At 71.7% G+C, this 21,243-nt stretch carries 20 protein-coding genes and 1 tRNA gene; 12 read left to right on the top strand and 9 right to left on the bottom strand.

What is annotated here, in order from left to right; genetic code table 11:
* Positions 1 to 191 precede the first annotated feature (191 nt).
* Entirely contained in the window at positions 192 to 884 is a 693-nt protein-coding gene (locus tag LUW87_RS14675; protein WP_232671941.1) for a glycerophosphodiester phosphodiesterase, read from the top strand.
* 18 nt (positions 885 to 902) lie between these two features.
* Here the strand turns inward: LUW87_RS14675 and LUW87_RS14670 are convergent, their stop codons facing one another.
* Positions 903 to 1,835, bottom strand: a complete 933-nt coding sequence (locus tag LUW87_RS14670; protein ID WP_232671940.1) for a diacylglycerol/lipid kinase family protein — start codon at positions 1,833 to 1,835, stop codon at positions 903 to 905.
* A 159-nt stretch (positions 1,836 to 1,994) separates the two neighbouring features.
* Between LUW87_RS14670 and LUW87_RS14665 the strand changes: the two genes are divergently transcribed.
* Both LUW87_RS14665 and LUW87_RS14660 read left to right on the top strand, forming a co-directional pair.
* Positions 1,995 to 2,777, top strand: a complete 783-nt coding sequence (locus tag LUW87_RS14665) for an electron transfer flavoprotein subunit beta/FixA family protein (RefSeq protein WP_232671939.1) — start codon at positions 1,995 to 1,997, stop codon at positions 2,775 to 2,777.
* Positions 2,778 to 2,822: 45 nt separating this feature from the next.
* Positions 2,823 to 3,788, top strand: a complete 966-nt coding sequence (locus LUW87_RS14660) for an electron transfer flavoprotein subunit alpha/FixB family protein (RefSeq protein ID WP_232671938.1) — start codon at positions 2,823 to 2,825, stop codon at positions 3,786 to 3,788.
* A 201-nt stretch (positions 3,789 to 3,989) separates the two neighbouring features.
* Here the strand turns inward: LUW87_RS14660 and LUW87_RS14655 are convergent, their stop codons facing one another.
* Genes LUW87_RS14655 through LUW87_RS14645 form a run of 3 tightly spaced genes read right to left on the bottom strand, consistent with a single transcriptional unit; the run spans position 3,990 to position 5,844 of the window.
* Positions 3,990 to 4,700 (bottom strand): SCO1664 family protein, encoded by a 711-nt coding sequence (locus tag LUW87_RS14655; protein WP_232671937.1) that lies wholly within the window; start codon positions 4,698 to 4,700, stop codon positions 3,990 to 3,992.
* Complete coding sequence (locus LUW87_RS14650; RefSeq protein ID WP_232671936.1) at positions 4,682 to 5,188, bottom strand: DUF3090 family protein; 507 nt, start codon at positions 5,186 to 5,188, stop codon at positions 4,682 to 4,684. The genes LUW87_RS14655 and LUW87_RS14650 overlap by 19 nt, the downstream gene beginning before the upstream one ends.
* 8 nt (positions 5,189 to 5,196) lie before the next feature.
* Entirely contained in the window at positions 5,197 to 5,844 is a 648-nt protein-coding gene (locus LUW87_RS14645; protein WP_232671935.1) for an MSMEG_4193 family putative phosphomutase, read from the bottom strand.
* Positions 5,845 to 5,934: 90 nt separating this feature from the next.
* Here LUW87_RS14645 and LUW87_RS14640 point away from each other — a divergent pair, with 90 nt between their 5' ends.
* Both LUW87_RS14640 and LUW87_RS14635 read left to right on the top strand, forming a co-directional pair.
* Positions 5,935 to 6,612 (top strand): uracil-DNA glycosylase, encoded by a 678-nt coding sequence (locus LUW87_RS14640; RefSeq protein ID WP_232671934.1) that lies wholly within the window; start codon positions 5,935 to 5,937, stop codon positions 6,610 to 6,612.
* A 133-nt stretch (positions 6,613 to 6,745) separates the two neighbouring features.
* Positions 6,746 to 7,192, top strand: coding sequence for a hypothetical protein (locus LUW87_RS14635; protein WP_232671933.1), 447 nt, complete (start codon positions 6,746 to 6,748; stop codon positions 7,190 to 7,192).
* Between the two features lie 50 nt (positions 7,193 to 7,242).
* Here the strand turns inward: LUW87_RS14635 and LUW87_RS14630 are convergent, their stop codons facing one another.
* Entirely contained in the window at positions 7,243 to 8,448 is a 1,206-nt protein-coding gene (locus LUW87_RS14630; protein ID WP_232671932.1) for a Coenzyme F420 hydrogenase/dehydrogenase, beta subunit C-terminal domain, read from the bottom strand.
* Positions 8,449 to 8,523: 75 nt separating this feature from the next.
* Between LUW87_RS14630 and LUW87_RS14625 the strand changes: the two genes are divergently transcribed.
* From LUW87_RS14625 to LUW87_RS14610, 4 genes are all read left to right on the top strand, one after another.
* Positions 8,524 to 9,765, top strand: a complete 1,242-nt coding sequence (locus tag LUW87_RS14625) for an acyl-CoA dehydrogenase family protein (RefSeq protein ID WP_232671931.1) — start codon at positions 8,524 to 8,526, stop codon at positions 9,763 to 9,765.
* Positions 9,766 to 9,924: 159 nt separating this feature from the next.
* The gene (locus LUW87_RS14620) at positions 9,925 to 11,127 is read left to right on the top strand and encodes a DUF4397 domain-containing protein (RefSeq protein WP_232671930.1); all 1,203 of its coding nucleotides are present in this window, start codon (positions 9,925 to 9,927) and stop codon (positions 11,125 to 11,127) included.
* 177 nt (positions 11,128 to 11,304) lie between these two features.
* Positions 11,305 to 12,801, top strand: coding sequence for an LCP family protein (locus tag LUW87_RS14615; RefSeq protein WP_232671929.1), 1,497 nt, complete (start codon positions 11,305 to 11,307; stop codon positions 12,799 to 12,801).
* Positions 12,802 to 12,922: 121 nt separating this feature from the next.
* Positions 12,923 to 14,494, top strand: coding sequence for an MFS transporter (locus LUW87_RS14610; protein WP_232671928.1), 1,572 nt, complete (start codon positions 12,923 to 12,925; stop codon positions 14,492 to 14,494).
* A gap of 35 nt (positions 14,495 to 14,529) precedes the next feature.
* Here the strand turns inward: LUW87_RS14610 and LUW87_RS14605 are convergent, their stop codons facing one another.
* The 4 genes from LUW87_RS14605 to LUW87_RS14590 form a co-directional block, all read right to left on the bottom strand.
* The gene (locus tag LUW87_RS14605; RefSeq protein WP_232671927.1) at positions 14,530 to 14,973 is read right to left on the bottom strand and encodes a universal stress protein; all 444 of its coding nucleotides are present in this window, start codon (positions 14,971 to 14,973) and stop codon (positions 14,530 to 14,532) included.
* Positions 14,970 to 16,625 carry a BCCT family transporter gene (locus LUW87_RS14600; protein WP_232671926.1) on the bottom strand — a complete coding sequence of 552 codons (1,656 nt, stop codon included), beginning with the start codon at positions 16,623 to 16,625 and terminating at the stop codon, positions 14,970 to 14,972. Before LUW87_RS14600 ends, LUW87_RS14605 begins: the two co-directional genes overlap by 4 nt.
* A 276-nt stretch (positions 16,626 to 16,901) precedes the next feature.
* Positions 16,902 to 16,973 (bottom strand) — tRNA-Arg (locus tag LUW87_RS14595).
* 87 nt (positions 16,974 to 17,060) lie between these two features.
* Positions 17,061 to 17,438, bottom strand: a complete 378-nt coding sequence (locus LUW87_RS14590) for a YccF domain-containing protein (RefSeq protein WP_232671925.1) — start codon at positions 17,436 to 17,438, stop codon at positions 17,061 to 17,063.
* A 152-nt stretch (positions 17,439 to 17,590) separates the two neighbouring features.
* Here LUW87_RS14590 and argS point away from each other — a divergent pair, with 152 nt between their 5' ends.
* The 3 genes from argS to LUW87_RS14575 are packed head-to-tail and all read left to right on the top strand — an operon-like array spanning position 17,591 to position 21,206.
* Positions 17,591 to 19,198 (top strand): arginine--tRNA ligase, encoded by a 1,608-nt coding sequence (gene argS / locus LUW87_RS14585; RefSeq protein ID WP_232671924.1) that lies wholly within the window; start codon positions 17,591 to 17,593, stop codon positions 19,196 to 19,198.
* The gene (gene lysA, locus LUW87_RS14580; protein ID WP_232671923.1) at positions 19,195 to 20,466 is read left to right on the top strand and encodes a diaminopimelate decarboxylase; all 1,272 of its coding nucleotides are present in this window, start codon (positions 19,195 to 19,197) and stop codon (positions 20,464 to 20,466) included. Before argS ends, lysA begins: the two co-directional genes overlap by 4 nt.
* A gap of 8 nt (positions 20,467 to 20,474) precedes the next feature.
* Positions 20,475 to 21,206, top strand: coding sequence for a sulfite exporter TauE/SafE family protein (locus LUW87_RS14575; RefSeq protein WP_232671922.1), 732 nt, complete (start codon positions 20,475 to 20,477; stop codon positions 21,204 to 21,206).
* Positions 21,207 to 21,243 lie beyond the last annotated feature (37 nt).

Raw genomic sequence — 21,243 nt, 5'->3', positions numbered from 1 at the left:
GGTCTGTTCGGTCACATCACGGTCACCTCCCCGCCATTCCCCGTGCACACTGCGATCGCTCGGCCGCAACGTGACGAACGTCTCACCCGACCGCCCCGCGGCGACGCTGCGCACGGGCGTCGGACGCCGCGTCGCCGTCGACGCGGCGCGGGCGGGGACCCCACGACGCGCGGCCACGTAGGGTCACGGCCATGACCCTCGTCATCGCTCACCGTGGTGCCTCGAGCGCCCACCCGCCCGGCAACACGGTGGCTGCCTTCCGCGCCGCCCGCGCCCTCGGTGCGGACTGGGTCGAGCTCGATGTGCGCCCGGCGGCCGACGGGAGCCTCGTGGTGCACCACGACGACCGGGTACCCGGCGGCGGGCTGGTCGCCGAGACCGAATCGGCCGACCTCCCCGAGTGGGTGCCCACCCTGGCCGACGCCCTCGACGCCTGTGCGGGGATGGGGGTCAACGTGGAGATCAAGGTCGACGCGCCCGTCGCCGCCACGGCGCGCCAGGAGCACCTGGTCCGGGCCACGGTGGCGGCGCTCGACGAGCTCGACGAGCCCGAGCGATTCCTCGTCACCAGCTTCGACTGGACCGCTGCGGCGCAGGTGGCCGAGCTGTCGCCTTCCCTGCCCACCGGGCTGTTGGTGTTCGACTTCGGCACCGGGCCGGATCCCGTGGCGCAGGCCGTGGCCGGCGGCCACCGCTCGATCAACCCCTGGGACCCGTTCGTCACCCCGGAGCTGGTCACGCGGGCCCACGCCGCCGGCATCGTCGTGCACCCATGGACCGTCGACGACCCCGAGCGGATGCGGGACCTCGTCGCCATGGGGGTGGACGGGATCATCACCAACGTGCCCGACGTGGCCCGCGGCGTGGTCGACGCCGTCCGCTGAGCCGACCGTGCGGCCGGGTCAGGGTCGCCGGGTGGCCCGGGGGACGACAAGGTCCATCACCTCGGGCTCGTGGCGCAGCACCAGGTGGTCGATCTCGCCGAGGTAGTCGCCGTCGACCTGGTAGGGGAACGGTCCGTAGCCGACCACCTCGGCGTCGTGGACGTCGGCGGCGTGGGCCACGTGGCGGGACCGCCGCAGGTGGCGTCCCGAGCCGATGGCCGACGCGGCGATGCGCAGCAACGGCACGGGGTCGAGCGAGCGGAGCGTCACCAGCGACAGGGCCCGGTCGAGGTTCGCCTCGGGCGCCACGTCGAAGGGTCTGGTTCCGACGTAGGTGTAGGGGTTCGTGTTCAGGCAGATGGTGAACAGCCCGTCGTCGACCACCGGGCCGTCGGTGACCCGCACCGCGAACCGCGGTCGACTGCGGTCGTAGTGGCGTCGCCAGGTCTGCACGGCGGCCCAGCCGAACAGGACGTGGCTGGCCCAGCGCTTGAGCGAGCCCCGGCGTTCGACCTCGGCCACGACGGCGGCGTCGAAGCCGACGCCGACGTGGAAGAGGAAGTAACGGCCGTTGACCGAGCCCAGGCCCACCCGCCGTATGGAGCGGTGGGCGAGGGCGTCGAGGAGCCAGCCCGTGGCCTCGATGGGGTCGTCGGGCAGGCCGAGGGTGCGGGCGAACACGTTGGTGGAGCCGCCGGGCAGCGCCGCCAGCGCGGTGTCGGTGCCGGCCAGGCCGTTGGCCGCCTCGTTGAGGGTGCCGTCCCCGCCGAGGACGACGACCACGTCGACCCCGTCGGTGGCCGCACCCCGCGCCAACCGGGTGGCATGGCCCCGGCGAGCCGTCTCGGCCACCGTCACCTGGTGGTCGGCGGAGAGCGCCTTGGCGATCACCACGCGCCCGCGAGCGGTGACCGACGATGCGCTGGAGTTCACGACGAGGAGGACTCTCACGGCGCCGGCGACGGTACTCGCCTGCCGCTCCAGGTGGGGGAGGTGCCGGGCGAGAGCGGTTACCCGTCGGTCACTTCCCTGGTCGGCCGAGCGGGCCGACCAGGGGCGGATCGGTCGCGGAATTTGGCCCTCGGCCCCCGATCGGCGCAGAATCTCGGGATGAACGTCGTCGTGTGCGTCAAGCAGATCCCGGACCCGGCCGACCCGGGTGCGCTGGATCCCACCACCAAGACCCTCAAGCGGGACGGCAAGCTCATCCTCGACGAGTCCGACTCGTACGGTGTCGAGATGGCCCTGCAGCTCGTCACCGCGGCCGGCGGCGGCGAGGTCACCCTCGTCTCCATGGCCCCCAACGGCGAGGTCGGCGGTCTGCGCACGGCGCTGGCCATGGGAGCCGCCCAGGCCATCCTGGTGAGCGACGAGGCCCTCGCCGGCTCCGACGCCCTCGGCACCGCCAAGGTGCTGGCCAAGGCCATCGAACGGGTCGAGGCCGCCGACCTGGTGCTCACCGCCACCGAGTCGAGCGACGGCTACACGGGCACGGTGCCCGAGCAGATCGCCGCCCTGCTCGACCTGCCGTCGGTGACCTTCGCCAAGCAGATCGAGATCGACGCCGGCACCGTCAAGGTGCAGCGCCAGACCGACAACGGCTACGACGACGTCGAGTGCCCGCTGCCCGCCGTGGTGTCGGTGACCGCCGGCGTGGTCGAGCCCCGCTACCCCTCCTTCAAGGGGATCATGGCCGCCAAGTCCAAGCCGGTCGACACGCTCACCGTCGCCGACCTCGGTCTCGACGCCGCGTCGATCGGCTGGGCCGGCGCCGGCCAGGAGATCGTCGCCATCGAAGAGGCGCCCGCCCGCGAGGCCGGCGAGATCATCGAGGACGACGGCACCGGCTTCGAGAAGATCGTCGCCTACCTCGAGAACCTCAAGGTCATCTGAGCACCCACGCAGTCCGGCAACGGACGATTAGGAGAACTTTTCGCCATGACGCTTTCCAAGATCTGGGTGTTCGCCGAGGCCGTTGACGGCAAGGTCACCCCCACCACCCTCGAACTGCTCACCAAGGCCCGCGAGCTCGGCGACACCGTCGAGGCCGTGTACGCCGGTGGTGACGCCGACGCCATCGCCGGCACCCTCGGCGAGTACGGCGCGGCCAAGGTCCTCGCCACCGGCGACCTCGGCGACGCCCTGCCGGGCGTGCCGGTGGCCGGCGCCCTCGCCGACGCCGCCGGCGCCCAGGCGCCGAACGCCATCTTGTTCCCCACCACCTACGTCGGTCGCGATGTCGCCGGGCGCCTGTCGGTCAAGCTCGACCGCACGGTCATCACCAACAACGTCGACGTGGCCGTCGAAGGCTCCAGCCTGGTCACCACCGAGCCCGTCTTCGGTGGCTCGACCAACGTCAAGACCACCTTCAGCGGCGAGGGCCCGTTCCTCGTGCTGGTTCGCCCCAAGTCCTTCGCCCCCGAGGCGTCGGGCGGCGGTGCGGCGGCGGTCGAGACCATCGCCGTGCCCGACGCAGGCAAGAGCGGAGGGGCCAAGATCGTGAACCGCCACGTCGAGGAGCGCTCCGGCCCGTCGCTCGACGAAGCGGCCGTGGTCGTGGCCGGCGGTCGTGGCCTCGGTGAGGCCGAGAAGTACGAGATGATCGAGCGGCTGGCCAAGGACCTCAAGGGTGCCCCCGGTGCCTCCCGCGCCATCGTCGACGCCGGTTGGGTGCCCTACAGCTACCAGGTCGGCCAGACCGGCAAGGTCGTCAAGCCCGACGTCTACATCGCCGCCGGCATCTCCGGTGCCACCCAGCACATGGTCGGCATGAAGGGCTCCAAGAACATCATCGCCATCAACAAGGATGCCGAGGCCCCCATCTTCGGGATCAGCGACCTCGGCATCGTGGGCGACGTGCACAAGGTGCTGCCGGCGCTCCTCGAGGCCCTCGAGAAGCGCTAGGCGCAGGCGGCCCCACCGGGCCGCACCGACCCTTCGTCGAACCGACCCCGGCCTCGTGCCGGGGTCGGTTCGCGTAGCGCCTGCGGGCCCGTGGCCGGGCTGGCCCGTCTGCTGGCGCCCGGCGAGGTCCCGGGCGAGCCTTCCTCACCACCCCTCGATGCCACCGTCGGGGCCGGCACCGCCGCGTGGGGCGGCGCTCGCTCAGACCAGCGGCCAGGGGTAGCGGTGGCCGGTGGGGTCGACCGGCAGGGTGCCTTCGCGCACCAGCGCCCGGGCCCGGGTGACCAGCGCATCGCGCTCGAAGGTCCCGAGCAGGGCCGCCAGGGGTTCGGGGAGGCCGTCGTCGACGAGGCGTCGCAGGTCGGCGATGGCGTCGGGATCGAGCGGCTCGCCGGCGAAGTCCCAGATGACCGTGCGCAGCTTGAACTCGGCGTGGAACGACAACCCGTTGTCGATGCCCCAGATGCGGCCCCCCGGACCCAGCAGGCAGTGCCCGCCCTTGCGGTCGGTGTTGTTGGCCACGAAGTCGAAGGCAGCCAGGCGCCGGAACGTGGGGTGGTGCTCCTCGTCCTCGAGGAGGGTGAAGTAGTGCTGCTCGAAGTCGGCCTCGACGAAGGCCTGCAGCGATCCCACGCCGAGGGGACCTTCCTCGCGCAGCACGGTGAGGGGCACGAGGTCCCATCCGAGGGCGTGGCTGAGCTCGTAGGCGGCCACCTCCCGGCGGTAGAGGCCGTCGGGGAAGTCCCAGAGCGGCCGCTCACCCCGGTGGGGCTTGTAGATGGCCCGCTCGGTGCGTCCGTCGAGGCAGGCCTCGGCGAGGAACGTGCCGTTGGAGCTCCACGGCATGCGGCCGATGATCTCCAGGGCGCCGTGCTCGAGGACGGGGCGCAGGCTCAGTTCATCCGGGGGCACGCGTGCCTCCCCGGTCCCGTGGGCAGGCCGCACAGCGGGCACGGAGGTCGTCCGGCGGCGACGAGGGCCCGACCCGTGCGGATGAAGCCGGCCACCTGGGCGCGCGTCATGCGGATGCGGGCGGTCGGGGGCTCGCTGTCGGGGTCGGCCTCGTCGACGACGTCGTCGAAGGGCTCGGCCACGACCAGGATGCGGTCGGTGTCCTCCTCGTAGGCCACGGCCAACGAGGCGATCGGCCACGAGGTGATGGCCGTGCGGGGATCGGGCGGTTCGGGGTCGCCGGGGATGTCGGCCTCGTCGATGGGGGGGAGGTCGGCCAGGATGCCGCCGAGGTAGTCGCACAGCGCAGCCACCTGGGACTTCTCCACCTTGAACAGCACGGGCACGTCGTCGTGCACCACCTGGAGCAGGAAGAGGCGGTCGCCGGGCTCGCCGAGGGCGACGGGCATGACCTGGGTGGGATCGGGGAAGTCGAAGGAATCCAGCATGGGTGCGATCAGGAGAGGCCGAGGGCGCTGAGGTCGTCGCCGGTGGAGTTGGCCGCCAGTACCGCCGGTCCGCCGGGGCCGTAGAGCACCGCGGAGATGGAGCAGGGCGACACGACGATGCGCTGGAAGAGGTCGAGGTGGGTGCCGAGGGCCTGCGCCAGCGCGGCCTTGATGGGATCGGCGTGCGACACGGCCACGATGGTCTCGCCGGGGTGGCGGGCGACGAGGCGGTCGAGCGCGGAGCCCATGCGGGTCTGCATCTCCACGAACGACTCGCCCCCGGGGAAGCGGAAACCGCTCGGGTAGCGCTGGACGGTCTCCCAGGCCGGCTTCTTGCGGAGGTCGGCGAGCTTCTTGCCCGTCCATTCGCCGAAGTCGCACTCGAGCAGGCCCTTGTCGGTGCGCACCCGCAGGCGCCGGGCGCGGGCGATGGGGGCGGCGGTCTCGCGGGTGCGCTCGAGCGGCGAGGCGTAGACGGCCGCCACCTGCTCGAGCGCGGCGATGCGGTCGGCCGCCCGGTCGGCCTGGGCCCGGCCGGCCTCCGCGAGGTGCAGGCCGGGGGCCCGCCCCGGCAGGGTGGCGCCGGTGGTGGGGGTCTGGCCGTGGCGCACCAGCAGCACGAGGGTGGGTCGGGGGGTTTTGGATCGGGCAGCCATGGGCGTCGGTCACGATACCGAGGGGCGGGCGGGTCGCGGGGGTCCGGCCCCAGGAGGGCCGGTCGACGACGGACCGCTACCGTCGCGACGGTGTCCGACTCGCTCGTCGCCGTGGCTGCCGACGTGGTCGGCTGTCGCCGTTGCCCACGCTTGGTGGCGTGGCGCGAGGAGGTGGCCGCCACCAAGCGCGCCGCCTACGCCGACGAGGAGTACTGGGGTCGTCCCGTGCCCGGGTTCGGCGACCCGTCGGCTTGCATCGTGGTGGTGGGCCTGGCCCCGGCGGCGCACGGGGCCAACCGCACCGGGCGGATGTTCACCGGTGACCGCTCGGGGGAGTGGCTCTACCGGGCGCTGTGGCGGGCCGGGCTCGCCAACCAGGCCGAGAGCGTGGGCCTCGACGACGGGTTGGCCCTCGCCGACGCCTACGTCACCGCCCCGGTGAAGTGCGCGCCGCCGGCCAACAAGCCCCTCCCCACCGAACGCGATGCGTGCGCTCCCTTCCTCGCCCGTGAGCTCGACGTGCTGGGTGAGCTCCGGGTGATCGTGGCGTTGGGCGGGTTCGGCTTCGCCGCAGTGGCGGCGCACCTCGGCCTGCGGCCCCGACCCCGCTTCGGCCACGGCGTCGAGGTGGACCTCGGCCACGGCCGCACCCTCCTGGGCTGCTACCACGTGAGCCAGCAGAACACCTTCACCGGCCGCCTCACCGAGCCCATGCTCGACGCGGTCTTCGCCCGGGCTCGGGCCCTGGCCGGCCTGGCGCCGGCCTGAGGCCCGGCGGCCCCCCCCGATTCGGGGCCCGAGGGCGTCGCGGCTACGGTGTCCCGCGGCCCGACCCCGAAGGGGTCGGCGAACGACCCACGAGGACGGTTTGGACACGATGCAGCGACGACGGACTGCCGCGATGGCCGGAGTGGCCCTCGTGCTCGGCCTCACGCTGGCCGCCTGCGGCGAGAGCAACACGCCGGACTCCTACGAGGCGATCGTCGAGAAGAACTTCCTCGAGGCCTGCACCAACCGCTCGTACACCCTCACCGACGACACGCTGGCCGGCACCGACGCCACGCTGTCACCGGATGTCACCGGCGGCAGCGACGAGCAGTGCCGCTGCCAGTACCAGGTCTTCGTCGACATGGTGCCGTACAACTCCGACGACGCCTCCCAGAGCGGCTACGAAGGTCCGACCTTCTCCGAGCTCGACAACGCCTTGGGCAGCAACGACGATCCGGCGGCGGAGTTCGATCAGCTCCCCGACGACGTGCAGGACGCCCTGGGCAGCTGTGCGCTGCCGGATCGGCCCACCGGCGACACCTCGGCGGACGACGAGTCCACCACCACGACCGAGGGCTGACCCGGGCTCTCCTGCCGGGCCTCGGCCCCGGTCGGCGGCCCGGACCGGGTTCAGGTCTTGGCCTTGGCCTTCTTCTCGGGCAGGCCCAGGCGCACCACCGGCTCGGCCCACTGGGGCCAACGCGACCGGCTCTTCTCGGCCAGCTTGCGCATGAGGGCGATGGCCCCCGGGTCCTCGTCGCCGGGCCGGGCCACGATCGAGCCGTCGGCGATCATGCGATCGATGATCTCGCGACCGAGATCGGTGCGCACGATGGTGAGGGTCCAGTCGTTGTCCTTGCCGATGCCCCCGGTGGAGATGTCGGCGTGCTCGGCGGCGAAGTCGGGGCAGTGGGTGCAGCCCTCACGCGTCCAGGCGTGGCACTCCTTCAGGTTGACCTCGTGGTAGCTGCCGTCGCGCATCCAGATCTGGAAGACGCCCTTGATGTTCATCTTCACGATCTCGGACTTGCGGAGGCGGTACTTGGCCTCGAAGAGCTCTTCGAAGATGGCGTCGTCGAAGGTCTTGGAGCAGAGCAGCCCGATGTTGAACACGATGGGCTTGGAGATCTTGCCGACCTTGCGGCTCCACATCACCGGCGGCACCGACGACTGGCAGCTCATGCCCACCAGGGCCAGCTTGGACAGCCCCTTCTCGAGGGCCTCGTCGATGGCCAGGGTGTTGGCCGAGTAGGTGTAGCGACTACCGGCCGCGGCGAGGACCTCGTCGCGGTCGGACGCCACGCCGGGCACGGCCTTCCAGCTGCCGGAGTCGGCTCCGCCCTCGAGGTAGGAGGTCAGGGCACCGTCGATGTAGCCCTCCTGCATGGCCCAGATGAGGATGGCCGACACCAGCCCGCCGTCCTGGCCCATGCGGTGCACCATGTCGTCGGAGGCCCGGGTGAGGAGGATGTCGCCGTGGATGCCGGCGATCTCGTCGTCCTCTCGTTCGCGGCCGAAGAGGTGCTCGTCGGCCTGCGGCTCCCACAACCGGAACCGGGGGCACGCCCTCGTGCACGAGGTGCAGCCCTTCTCGCCGTGCACGCAGTTGTCGAGGCCCAGCTCTTCCTCGAGGTGGAAGGGCGTGTAGCCGCCGGCGGTGTGGTCGTAGCCGATGACGTCGTGGGGGCAGGAGATCACACATCCCGCGCAGCCGGTGCACAGCCCGGAGGTGATGACCTCGCTGAAGAGCTCCTTCCACTGGAAGCTCCAGCGCTCGGCCTTGGGCTTGGCGGGCACGGAAGGGGCCGCGGGCGTGGCGTCGGAGGTGGTGCTCATGGGCTGCACGGTAGCCAACCGGCGCCGGTCGCCCAGGAGTTGGACCGCTCTTGACCGCTCGGTCAAGAATGGGGCATGGACCTGACCTATCCACCTGAAGCCGAGGCGTTCCGCACCGAGATCCGCCAGTGGCTCGAGGACAACCTCCCCGAGGGCTGGTTCGACGAGGGCTTCACCATGACCGACCAGGAGCGCGGGGCCTGGCTCGAGGAGTGGACCGGCAAGCTCTTCGAGGGCGGTTGGATCTGCGCCACCTGGCCGACGGAGTACGGCGGCAAGGGCCTCACGACCATGCAGGGCGTGGTGCTCTCCGAGGAGTTCGCCCGGGCCGGCGCCCCCATGCGCGGCGACTTCTTCGGTGACACCCTCGTCGGTCCCACCATCTTGCAGTGGGGCACCGAGGAGCAGAAGAAGGAGTTCATCCCCGGCATCCTCTCGGGCACCATCGCCTGGTGCCAGGGGTTCTCCGAACCCGATGCCGGGTCCGACATGGCCTCGCTCAAGACCACCGCCGAGCTCGACGGCGACGAGTGGGTCATCAACGGGCAGAAGATCTGGACCACCCAGGGCTTCGTGGCCGACTACGTCTTCGTGCTGTGCCGCACCGACAAGGACGCCCCCAAGCACAAGGGCATCTCCTACCTGCTGTGCCCCATGGACCAGCCCGGTGTCGAGGTGAGGCCGATCAAGCAGATCGACGGCGCCGCGGAGTTCGCCGAGGTCTTCTTCACCAACGCCCGTTGCCCGAAGGACAACGTGGTGGGCGGCCTCAACAACGGCTGGGCCGTGGCCATGACCACGCTCGGCTTCGAGCGGGGCACGTCGGCCACCACCGGCTACCGCCGCTTCGAGAACGAGCTGAACAGCATCATCGAGATCGCCCGGGGCAACGGGGCCATCGACCATCCCGTCATCCGTCAGCGCATCGCCGCCTGCCACTCCAAGGTCCAGATCATGCGGATCAACGGGTTGCGTTCGCTCGCCACCGTCGTGTCGGGCAAGAAGGACAAGGGCGTCGCCGCGCTCGGGGCGACCAACAAGATGTTCTGGAGCGAGTACCACCAGGAGGTCATGGAGCTGGCCATCGACATCCTGGGGGTGAAGGCACAGCTGCTGCTGGGGGAGCCGGGCAAGGAGGAGTCGGTGCCGGGCTACGGCCGCCGGGCCACCAACGCCGAGTACCCGGCCAACGCCTTGCAGTCGGCCTTCTTCTTCAGCCGCTCGGAGACGATCTGGGGCGGGACCGCCGAGATCCAGCGCAACATCGTCGGTGAGCGGGTCCTGGGCCTGCCCAAGGAGCCCAAGGTCGCGAGCTGAGCCCCCGCCCGACCGCACCGGGAGCTCGCTCGGACACCACCTCGGCGGGGGGTCTGGCACAAATCACGTGACGAACGTCACTTCACGGCTAACATCTCGCCTCGGCGGCGGAGGCGGTGCATCACGTACCAGGTCGCCATGACCCTGAGGAGGGACAACGTGAGAAAGATCGCCATAGCGGCGTGTCTCGGGTTGCTGATGGCGCTCGTGCCGGCCACCGGCGCAGTGCAGGCGGCAACGTCGACGACGGGTGACCTGCGAGTCATCCATGGCATCCCTGGCGGCCCCGAGGTCGATGTCGACGTCTGGGTCAATGGCCTGGAGGCCGCGTCGGACCTCGCCTCGGGCGAGAGCTTCGATGTCGGCCTGTCCGCCGGCGACCACGACGTGGTCGTCTGCTTCGCCGGCTCGACCGACGACACCTGCGCCCCGGGCGGTGCCGCCCAGACCGTCCTGAGCGGGGTCATCTCGGTGGCCGGTGGGACGACCTACACCCTGGTCGTCGAGCCGAACGTCGCCGGCCCGCCCCCGCCCGTCGGGACGCTCGCCCAGTTCGTCGTCGACACGACGCCCACGGGTCTGGGCATGGCCCGGTTCCAGTTCAACCACGCCATCCCGGCCGGCGTGGGCCCCGTCTCGGTCTGCCTCGACGGCGAGGCCGTCGCAGGCCTGGAGGAGATCACCTTCCCCAACGCCGGCATCGCCGAGGTGCCCGAGGGCGTGTACGGCCTGAGCCTCGATCTGGGCCTCGGGTGCGATCCCGAGACCAACGACGTCAACCTCGTCGCCGGTACCAGCTTCGCCCTGACCGCCACGGCGGTCGAGACGTGCGGCGCCAACTGCGTCCAGGTGCTCGTCGTCGGCCAGGAACGTCCCGACAACATGCCGGACCCGGCCTTCTGCAACGACGTGCTCGGGCTGAGCGAGGCCACCATCCTGCTCGACGCCCTCTTCGCCGGCGTCGTGGTCGGCGAGCCCGGCACCTACCCGACGCCCGACGAGGTCATGGACGTCGTGGACGCGTTGAACGCCGTGATCCTCCTCGGCGACATCGACGTGCCGCTCGAGGTGCAACCCCAGTGGGAGATCCTCACCGCGGGCCTTCGTGACCTGGCGGCCGGCCTGGCGTTGGTCGGCGGCGACCTCGAGATGCTTCCCGAGGCCGCGCTGCAGGACATCATCGACGGCCTGAACGACGACACGCCGGACCCCGAGATCGACGCCGCCACCGAGGTGCTCACCGAATGGGTCGTCGCCAACTGCTTCGACACGCCGGCGCCCACGCCGACGCCGACGCCGACGCCGGCACCCACGCCGGCTCCGGCCCAGCCCACCAGCGTCACGCCCCGCTTCACCGGGTGAGGCCGCTGAGGGTCTGACGGACGCCCCGTCGACCAGCAGCGACGAGGCGAGGCCCCCTGCCGATCGGCAGGGGGCCTCGCCGCGTCCGGACCGGCTCCCGGCGTCACCTGCGGTGTGCTCGATCGCACACACAGGTGACGCCGGGCACCGCAGCCCGGCCGGTACGCTCCTCGGGTCATGCCTGCAGTCCCCCCGTCCGGCAAACCCGCCTTCCGACACGCCCGCGAGCCGCTGCCTCGCCGGGCCCGGTGGAGTGCCCGGCGCAAGGTCCTGGTGGTGCTGGGCACGGTCGTCGCCCTCGTGGCGCTGGCCGGGGCCAGCGTGTTCGGCTACGGCTGGTTCCGGTGGAACCAGGTCGAGCGCAAGGACCTGGCGTTGGCCGAGACCATCGGCGCCGGACCCCAGAACTTCCTGATCGTCGGGTCCGACAACCGCGAGGTGGTGACCGGCGACGACCCCAACGCCTCGGCCTTCCTGAACGAGCCCGGCGCCGGCCACAGCGGTCAGCGCTCGGACACGATCATGATCGCCCGGGTCGATGCTGCCAACAGCAGCGTCGACCTCATCTCGTTCCCGCGAGACCTGTGGATCCCGATCCAGCCCGGCGGCGAGGAGCAACGGATCAACACGGCCTACAACAACGGGGCCCAGGCCCTGGTCGACACCATCCAGACCGAGTTCGGCATCGACATCAACCACTACGTGGAGATCGACTTCTCCAGCTTCAAGGGCGTCGTCGACGCCGTCGGCGGGGTGCCGATGTACTTCGAAGGCCCCATGCGAGACGAGCACACGGGCTTCTACCAGTACGAGCTGGGGTGCCAGTCGCTCGACGGCGACCAGGGCCTGGCCTTCGCCCGCTCCCGCCACCTCGAGCACCAGGACTCCCAGGGTCGCTGGGTCGAGGACCCCACCGGCGACTTCGGGCGCATCAGCCGCCAGCAGTTCTTCATCCGCCGGGTGATCGACCGGGCCAACGCCTCGTTCGGTTCCCTCGACGTGAAGGCCGTCAACGACGTGGTGGCCTCGACCGCCGACAACCTGACCATCGACGACGGCCTCGGCCTGGGCGAGATCGTCGATCTGGCCCGAGCCTTCCAGGGGTTCTCCGGCGACCAGATCGTCACCCACAACCTCCCGGTGACCGACCGCATCACCAGCGGTGGGGCGTGGATCGCCGAGCTCGTCGAGGTCGAGGCCGAGCCGGTGCTCAACGTCTTCCGTGGTCTGCCTCCCGACGCGGTGTCGCCTGGTTCGGTGAGCCTCATCGTGCGCAACGGCAGCGGGGCCGAGATGCAGGCCACCGAGGTCTCCGGCGAGCTCGAGGGCCTCGGCTACCAGGCCGCCATCGGAGCCGACACCGACGAGACCAACACCCGCACGGTCGTGCGCTACGCCCCCGGCATGGAGCGCCACGCCGACCAGGTGGCCCGCCAGCTGGCGTCGGGGGCCGACCTCGAGGAGGACGCCTCACTCGAGGGCGAGGACTCTCCGATCGTGCTGGTCACCGGCACGGACTTCACCACCGTGCTCGACGAGGCCCGCCCGGCGACCACGACCACGACGCTCGAGGCGAGCGGGGACGAGACCACCACGACCGTGGCCGCCGAGGCCACCGACGAGATCATCGGCGTGGTGCCCGACGCCGCCCCCGCCGGTCTGGACTGCCGCTGATCCGGAGCCGGATCGGGATCGCCGGCTCCACCGCCGGCGCAGCCGGTCGTGTCGCCTCGACCCCGATGGCCCACGCGGCGGTCGAACCCATCGTCTCGACCGGGGTCTAACGTCCTGGCTCGTGCCTGGCGACACCGCGGAGCAGCCCGACGCCCCCGACCTGGACAGAGCCCGCCGCCGGCGCTGGCTGGTGCTGGCGGTGCTGTCGGGGTGCCTGGCGCTGATCTCGCTCGACAACACCATCGTCAACGTGGCCCTGCCGCGGCTCCAGGAGGACCTGGGCGCCACCCAGGAGGAGCTGCAGTGGATCGTCGACGGCTACTCGTTGCTCTTCGCCGGCTCGTTGTTGCTGGCCGGCAGCCTCGGCGACCGCTACGGGCGCCGGCTCGCGCTCCTCGTGGGTCTCGTCGTGTTCGGCGTGTTCTCCCTGGCGGCCACCCTGGCCGGTGACGCCCTGGTGCTCACCCTGTGCCGGGCGGCCATGGGCGTCGGCGGCGCGTTCATCATGCCCTCGACCTTGTCGGTGCTCACCCAGGTGTTCCCCGACCCGGCCGAGCGGGGACGGGCCATCGGCGTCTGGGCGGCGGTGGCGGGCGCGGCCGTCGCCCTCGGTCCGATCCTCGGAGGTCTGCTGGTGGAGCACTTCGACTGGCACGCCATCTTCCTCGTCAACCCGCTCCTGGTGGTCCCGCTGCTGGTCGCGGTGCTGGTGGTCGTGCCCGAGACCCGCGACCCGTCCCGGCCCCGCCTCGACCCGTTGGGGGCGGTGCTGTCGACGACCGGGTTGGTCGCCATCGTCTACTCCGTGGTGGAGGTACCCGACCAGGGGGTGGCCCCGGCCACGGTCGGCGCCGCGGTGGGAGGGTCGGTCCTGCTCGCCCTCTTCGTCGTCTGGGAGCTGCGCACCTCGGCCCCGATGCTGCAGGTCCGCTGGTTCGCCCAGCGGGTGTTCAGCGTGTCGGTGGGATCGGTGGCGGTCATCTACTTCGCCCTGTTCGGGACGATGTTCTTCGTGCCCCAGTTCCTCCAGCTGGTGTGGTCCTACAGCCCGTTGGAGTCGGGCCTCGGGGTGCTGCCCCTCGCCGGCGGGCTGCTCCTGGCGTCGCTGCTGAGCCCCCGCTGGTCGGCGAGGGTCGGCGCCCGCACCGTGGTCGTGGTCGGGTTGGCGGCGGTCGCCGTCGGCATGGGGGTGGCCTCGGTCATCACCACGGCGACCCCCTATGTCGTGCTCGGTGTCGTGCTCGCGCTCATGGGCGGCGGGCTGGGCCTGGCCCTTCCCCAGGCCACCAACGGGATCCTCGGGTCGGTGCCTCGCGAGAAGTCGGGCTCGGCGGCGGCGGTGAACGACGCCATCGGCGAGATCGGGGGATCGCTCGGCGTCGCGGTGCTCGGTGCGATCCTGGCGGCGTCGTACCGTTCGAGCATCGACGAGGCGGTGACACGCGCGGGTGACGTCGCCGATCGGCTCCCCGGCGGGGTGCTCGATGCCGTGCGCGAGTCGCTCTCCGGGGCGGTCGGCGCCGCGGCGCGCGTCGGAGGCACCTACGGCGAGGCCATCCGCAACACCGCCGGGGTGGCGTTCACCAACGGGATGACCCTCGCCCTGCTCGTCGGTGCCGCGGTGCCCTTGGTCGCCGCCGTGGTCGTGCGCCTCGTCTACCCCGGCGACCTGCCCGAGGCCAGCGAGGGCTGACCCGCCGGCGAGGTGCGGGCGGTGCTCGCCGTGCCTCAGCTGCGTGTGTGCAACACGGGTGCCGGGCAGCGCCGGGCCAGGTGCTCGCCGACGCTGCCCAGCAAGGAGGTGGCGATGGCCGGACGGCGACGGGTGCCCACCACCACCAGGGCGGCGCCGCGTCCGAGTGCCTCGAGCTCACGGCCGGGGTGTCGGGCGCCGCGGAGCACCCGGGTGACCTCGAGATCGGTGAGGTCGACGTCGACGGTGTCGAGCCAGGTGTCGAGCGCCTCGGCGGCGCGGCGTCGGACGCCTTCGGGGTCGGGCCGGTCCTTGCCCCTCCCGGCGGGCACCGGGAACGCCGTGGCGGCGGTCGCCGGGTGGTGCACGTGGACGATCTCGAGGGCTGCCCCCCGCCAGCGGGCTTCCCGGACGGCCTCGCGCAGCGCGACTGCCGAGGCGTCGTCGAGATCGACACCGACCACCACGCGTCCCGTCATCGTCCGTCCTCCCGTTGCGGCATCGGTGCCTCCTGGTCTACCGGGTGTCCCGCTCGGTCGCCGTTCGCGCCCGTCGTCGGATCTCGTCCCGCTCGGGTGCGATCCGCCTCGGGTGCGGCGCTGTCGTCGTCACCGGTCTCGAGTGACGGTCCGGGAGGGCGCCCGGCGCGTTCGGCTCGCAGGCCCCGCATGAGCCCGAAGGCCACGATCACCAGCACCATGGCGAACGGCAGGCCCATGGCCACCGCCCCGGCCTGCAGGGCCACGAGGCCTCCGGCGAGGAGCAGGGCGGCCGCCAACAGGCCCTCGGCGAGGGCCCAGAAGAGCCGGATCGGCCCGGGGGCGTCCTCGGAGCCCCTGGTGGACAACAGGCTGATCACGAACGAGCCCGAGTCGGAACTGGTGACGAAGAAGATGACGATCAGCCCCATGGCCAGCACCGTGGTGACGGTGCCGAACGGCAGCTCGGCGAGCATGGCGAACAGGCCGAAGGAGGGGTCCTCCAAGGACCGATCCACGAGGTCCGCCGCGCCGCTGAGCTGGATGTCGATGGCGGTGTTGCCCATCACCGTGAACCAGAGGAAGCTCACCAGCGTCGGCACGATGAGCACGCCGAGGGTGAACTCCCGGATGGTGCGCCCCCGGGAGATCCGGGCAATGAACATGCCGACGAAGGGCGACCAGGAGATCCACCAGGCCCAGTAGAACAACGTCCAGTCCGACAGCCACCCGTCGCCCTCGTAGGTGCCCGTCCAGGTGATGGTCTCGAGGAACCGGCTGATGTAGCCGGCGGTGTTCTCCAGGTACGCCCCCAGCAGCACCACCGTGGGGCCGGCGAGAGCCACGAACACCAACAGCGCGGTGGCGGCGATCAGGTTGCCCTGCGACAGCAGCCGGATGCCACGATCCAGCCCGCTCATCACCGAGATGGTCGCGATGAGGGTGATGACGGCCACCAGGGCGACCTGCACCCCTGTGCTGATGCCGATGTCGAAGACGTCCTCGAGTCCGGCGTTGAGCTGCATGACCCCGAGGCCGAGGGAGGTGGCGACGCCGAACATCGTGCCGAGCACGGCGGCGGTGTCGACGAGGTGGCCCATCCAGCCGTTCATCCGCTCGCCGATGAGGGGGTACAGCGCGCTGCGGACGCCGAGCGGGAGGCCGTGGCGGTAGCCGAAGTAGGCCAGGGAGGCACCGAGCACGGCGTAGACGGCCCACGGGCCGATTCCCCAGTGGTGGAAGGTCAGCACCATGGCGTCCTGGGCCGCCTCGGCGCTGCCGGGATCGGCCCGGGGTGGCTGGGCGAGGTGGGTGAGCGGCTCGGCGACCGCCCAGTAGACGAGGCCGATGCCCATGCCGGCGCTGAAGAGCATGGCGAACCAGGTGGCGTGGCCGTAGTCGGGGGTGGCGTCGTCCGGCCCCAGCCGTACCGATCCGTACGGTCCGACGATGAGCACCAGGCACAGCACCGCGAGGCCGGCCACGGTGGCGATGAGGAACCAGCCGAAGGTGTCGGTGACGAAGCCCAGCACGTCGGTCAACACTCGTTCGGAGGTGTCGCTGAAGGCCATGCTGAGCACCGAGAACACGACGATGAGCCCCGCCGAGAGCGGGAACACCACCGGGTGGATGCGTTGGCGCAGCCCGCTCACGGGTGCGACCGCCGTCGCCCGTGGCTGTCGCGCTGGGCTGGGTCGCCGGAACGGGAGCGCCGGCATCGTGGCGGTGTCGTCATGGGCTCGGCCTGCCTCAGGCTCGTGCGGAAGGGTGGTCCCGGTCCTCTCCGACCCTAGTGGTGCGCCTCCGAGGGCGACTGGGTGGCTCGCCGGAGCAGGAGCCCGGGGCCAGGGGAGAACGCGGTGCGGCGACAGGGGGCGGGCGACCCTCGACCTGCGCCCGCCCGCAGGTCGAGCCCCACATCACACGAGCGCCCTCGGCAGGATTCGAACCTGCGCACACGGCTCCGGAGGCCGATGCTCTATCCCCTGAGCTACGAGGGCTGGTGGGCCAGGAGGCCCGGCCGGCGGCCCGCAGGCCGTCGGGCAACGATAGCGCCTCGTTCGGTCGGCTCCGTCAGTGGTCCTTCGTCAGTGGTCCTCGACGATCTCGTTGCCGAAGGGCCACAGGGCCAGCACCGAGAGCTTGAACGCCTGGATGCCGAACGGGATGCCGATGACGGTCAGGCACAGGAGCAGGCCGCCGAGGATGTGGACGAGGAAGATCTCCCAGCCGAACAGCACCAGCCACACCACGTTGGCCACCGTCTCCAGGCAGCCTCCCCGGCGTTCCCGGGGCACCACGCGGCGGCCGAACGGCCACAGCGAGAACTGGGCGAGCTTGAAGGACTGGATGCCGAACGGGATGCCGATGATGGTCAGGCACATGAGCAGCCCACCGAGGGCGTACCCGAGCGCCAGCCAGAGCCCGGCGAACACGAACCACAAGACGTTGCCGATGGTCTTCACCCACTCAGCATCGCGTCGTCGCGGCCGCTACGGAAGGATCGATGCCATCGGGCGGGCTCGCCGCCGGGCGGGTGCCGAACGGCCTCGGGCCCGGCCGGGAGGCGACGGTAGGATCCCCCTCCGCCACACCCCCCGATCGTCGAAGGACACCCGTGATCCGCGACCACCTCGCCGGCGCCCTGCGAACGGCGCTCTCGACCCTCGAGGTCAATCCCCTTCCCGAGACGATCAACCTCGAACGTCCGGCGCGGCGAGAGCACGGCGACTGGTCGTCCAACGTGGCGCTGGTGGCGGCCAAGAAGGCCGGCTGGAACCCTCGCGACCTGGCCACCCGCCTGGCCCAGGTGCTCGAGGCCGACCCGCCGGCGCACGTCACCGCCGTCGAGGTGGCCGGACCCGGGTTCGTGAACTTCCGCCTGGCTGACTCGTGGCTCCACGACGTGCTCGGCGAGGTTCTCGAGGCCGGGGTCGAGGGCTACGCCCGCAGCGACATGGGTGGTGGCGCCCGGGTGCTGGTGGAGTTCGTGAGCGCCAACCCCACAGGACCGTTGCACGCCGGCCACGGTCGAGGCGCGGCCTACGGCGACTCGCTGGCCCGGGTCCTCGAGCGCACCGGGCACGTGGTGAGCCGCGAGAACTACCTCAACGACCGCGGCACCCAGATGCAGCTCTTCGTCGCCTCCCTGGCCGCTCGCCAGCGGGGCGAGGACGTGCCCGAGGGCGGCTACCAGGGCCAGTACATCGTCGACTGGGCGGCCGAGATCCCCGAAGGGGCCGACCTGCTGGAGTGGGGCGAGGCCCGGGCGGTCGAGGACCACCGCGAGACGCTGCGGCGCATGAACGTGCACTTCGACGTGTGGTTCAGCGAACGGTCGATGGTCGAGTCCGGCGCCATCACCACCACCCTGGCCGACCTGCGTGAGCGGGGGGTGGTGTACGACCACGACGGGGCGGTGTGGCTGCGCTCCACCGACTTCGGCGACGACAAGGACCGCGTCCTGGTCAAGAGCGACGGCGAGTACACCTACCTGCTGCCCGACATCGCCTACCACCGCGACAAGTTCGCCCGGGGCCACGACCTGCTCATCGACGTGTGGGGAGCCGACCACCACGGCTACGTGCCCCGCATGAAGGCGGCCATGCAGGCCCTGGGCCACGACCCCGGTGAGCTCGAGTGCGCCATCATCCAGCTGGTCAACCTGCTCAAGGGCGGGCAACCGGTGCGCTTCTCCAAGCGAGCCGGCGACATCGTGGAGCTGGCCGAGGTCCTCGACGAGGTCGGGGCCGACTCGGCCCGGCTCACCTATCTGCTGCAGTCCATCGACTCCACGCAGACCTTCGACTACGACGTGGTGAAGAGCCGGGCCATGGACAACCCGGTCTTCTACGTCCAGATGGCCTACGCCCGCATCCGCTCCATCCAGCGGGTGGCGGCCGAGCGGGGCGTGGCCACCTCGGCGCTGGCCGGCGTCGACCGCTCGCTGCTGGTGCACGAGCGCGAGCTCGATGTCCTGCGGGCCCTCTCCGAGCTGCCCGACACCGTCGTGGCCGCCGCCAACGACCGGGCCCCGCACCGCATCAGCACGTGGGTGCGCGAGCTGGCCGGCACCGTGCACGGCTTCTACCACGACTGCTACGTGCTGGGAGAGGGCGTCTCCCCGGAGCTCACCCAGGCCCGCCTGGCCCTGGTCGAGGCGGCGGCGGTGGGGTTGGCGATCGGGCTGGACCTGCTCGGCGTGAGCGCACCGGACCAGCTGTGAGCGTCCTGCCGTTCTCGTTGCTGCCCCAGACCGCCTCGGTGGGGGAGCAGGGCCAACTGCTCGTCGGTGGCTGCGACACCCTCGAGCTGGCCCGCGAGTTCGGCACGCCCCTCTTCGTCTACGACGAGGCCCACCTGCGAGCCCGGTGCCGTGAGGCGGTCGCCGCCTTCGGTCCCGGGGTCAACTACGCCACCAAGGCCTTCCTGTGCATGGCCATGGCCCGCCTGGCCAGCGAGGAGGGCTGCAACCTCGACGTCTCCACCGGTGGCGAGTACCACGTCGCCCGCGCCGCGGGGGTCGCGCCGGAGCGCCTCGTCCTGCACGGCAACAACAAGAGCGAGCCGGAGCTGCGACGGGCGCTCGAGGAAGGCGTGGGCCGGGTGGTGGTCGACTCCTTCGACGAGATCGCCCGCATCGAGCGCCTGGTCGCCGAGGGTCTCCCTCCGGCACGGGCGCTGCTGCGCATCACGCCCGGCGTCGAGGCTCACACCCACGAGTTCGTGCGCACCGGCCAGGACGACTCCAAGTTCGGTTTCGGGTTGAAGGTCGGCGACGCCGACCGGGCGGTGGAGGCGGTGCGGGCCTCACCCGCCTTCGACCTGGTCGGGGTGCACGCCCACATCGGGTCCCAGGTGTTCGAGGCCCGCTTCTTCGAGCTGGCGGTCGAGGCGCTGGCCCCGTTCGTGCAGCGCCACGACCTGCCGGAGCTGTCCCTCGGCGGGGGGCTGGGTGTGGCCTACGTGGAGGGCGAGGAGGCCCCTTCCATCACCGAATGGGGGGCCGCGGTGCGGCGCGCCGTGGCCGAGGCCGGCATCACCGCCACGGTGACGGCCGAGCCGGGCCGGGCGCTGGTGGCCCAGGCCGGGATGACGCTCTACCGGGTGGGCACCATCAAGGACATCCCCGGCATCCGCACCTACGTCTCGGTCGACGGGGGCATGAGCGACAACCCCCGCCCGGTGCTCTACGGCAGCGGCTACGAGGCGTTCCTGCCCCGCGCCGTGCAGGCCGAGCGGCCCCGGGTCGTCACCGTGGTGGGCAAGCACTGCGAGAGCGGCGACGTGCTCGTCCGCGACGCCCGGGTGCCGGCCGACCTCGTCGTCGGCGACGTCCTGGCCACGCCCGTCACCGGGGCCTACGGCCACTCGATGGGGTCCACGTACAACAAGGTCCCCCGGCCGGCGGTCGTGTTCGTGGCCGACGGCGACGCCCGGCTGGTGGTGCGTCGGGAGACCGCCGACGACCTCCTCTCCCTCGACGTCGTCTGACGCCCACGGTGACCGGCACCGAGGTCGTCCTCGTCGCCGTGGTGGTGGCCATGGCGGCCGGGGTGCAGACCGTCACCGGTTTCGGCTTCGCCCTGCTGGCCGTGCCGTTCATGTCCCTGGTCGTCCCGCCGGAGACGGCCGTGGTGATCGCGGCGACGCTCGGGGTGCTCACCAGCTCCGGTCAGGCGTGGGCCGAACGCGCCCACGCCGATCGGCGCACCGTGGCGTGGATGCTGGGTGGGGCGGCGGTGGGCGCTCCCTTCGGGTTCCTCGTCCTGGTCGTCACGACCGAGCGCCAACTACGGCTCGTCCTCGTCGGGGTGATCGTCACGTTCCTGGCAGTCGACCTGCTGGGCCGCCGACCGTCACGGGCCAGCCGTGGGGTCGACGCCGCGGCCGGTGCGGTCAGTGGGGCGCTCAACACGGCCCTGGCCACCAACGGCCCCCCGCTGGTCATGGCCCTGCACGCCCGGCACCTCCCCCCGCCGCGCTTTCGCGGCACGCTCACCGCGGTGCTGGCCGGCTCCGGCGTGCTCACCGTCGCGCTGTTCGCCCTCGGGGGGCGCTACGACGCTGACATCTGGTGGGCGCTGGCGGCCGCCCTCCCGGGCCTGGGGCTCGGGTTCGGTCTGGGGTTGCGCCACCGCGGTCGTGTGGGCCCCGAACGGTTCCGCCAGGTGGTCACCGTGCTGTTGGCGGTGACGGCCACCGTCGCCCTGGTGGGCGTCGTCCGCGCCTGACCCGACGGCGCCCACGCGGGACGGGCGGTCCCACCCG

Origin of the sequence: Rhabdothermincola salaria (assembly GCF_021246445.1) — a bacterium.
In the GTDB taxonomy this organism is placed as follows: Bacteria; Actinomycetota; Acidimicrobiia; order Acidimicrobiales; family Acidimicrobilacustridaceae; genus Rhabdothermincola_A; species Rhabdothermincola_A salaria.
The sequence above is the reverse complement of the archived record's forward strand: the minus strand, read 5'-3'. Positions and strand labels throughout refer to the sequence as shown.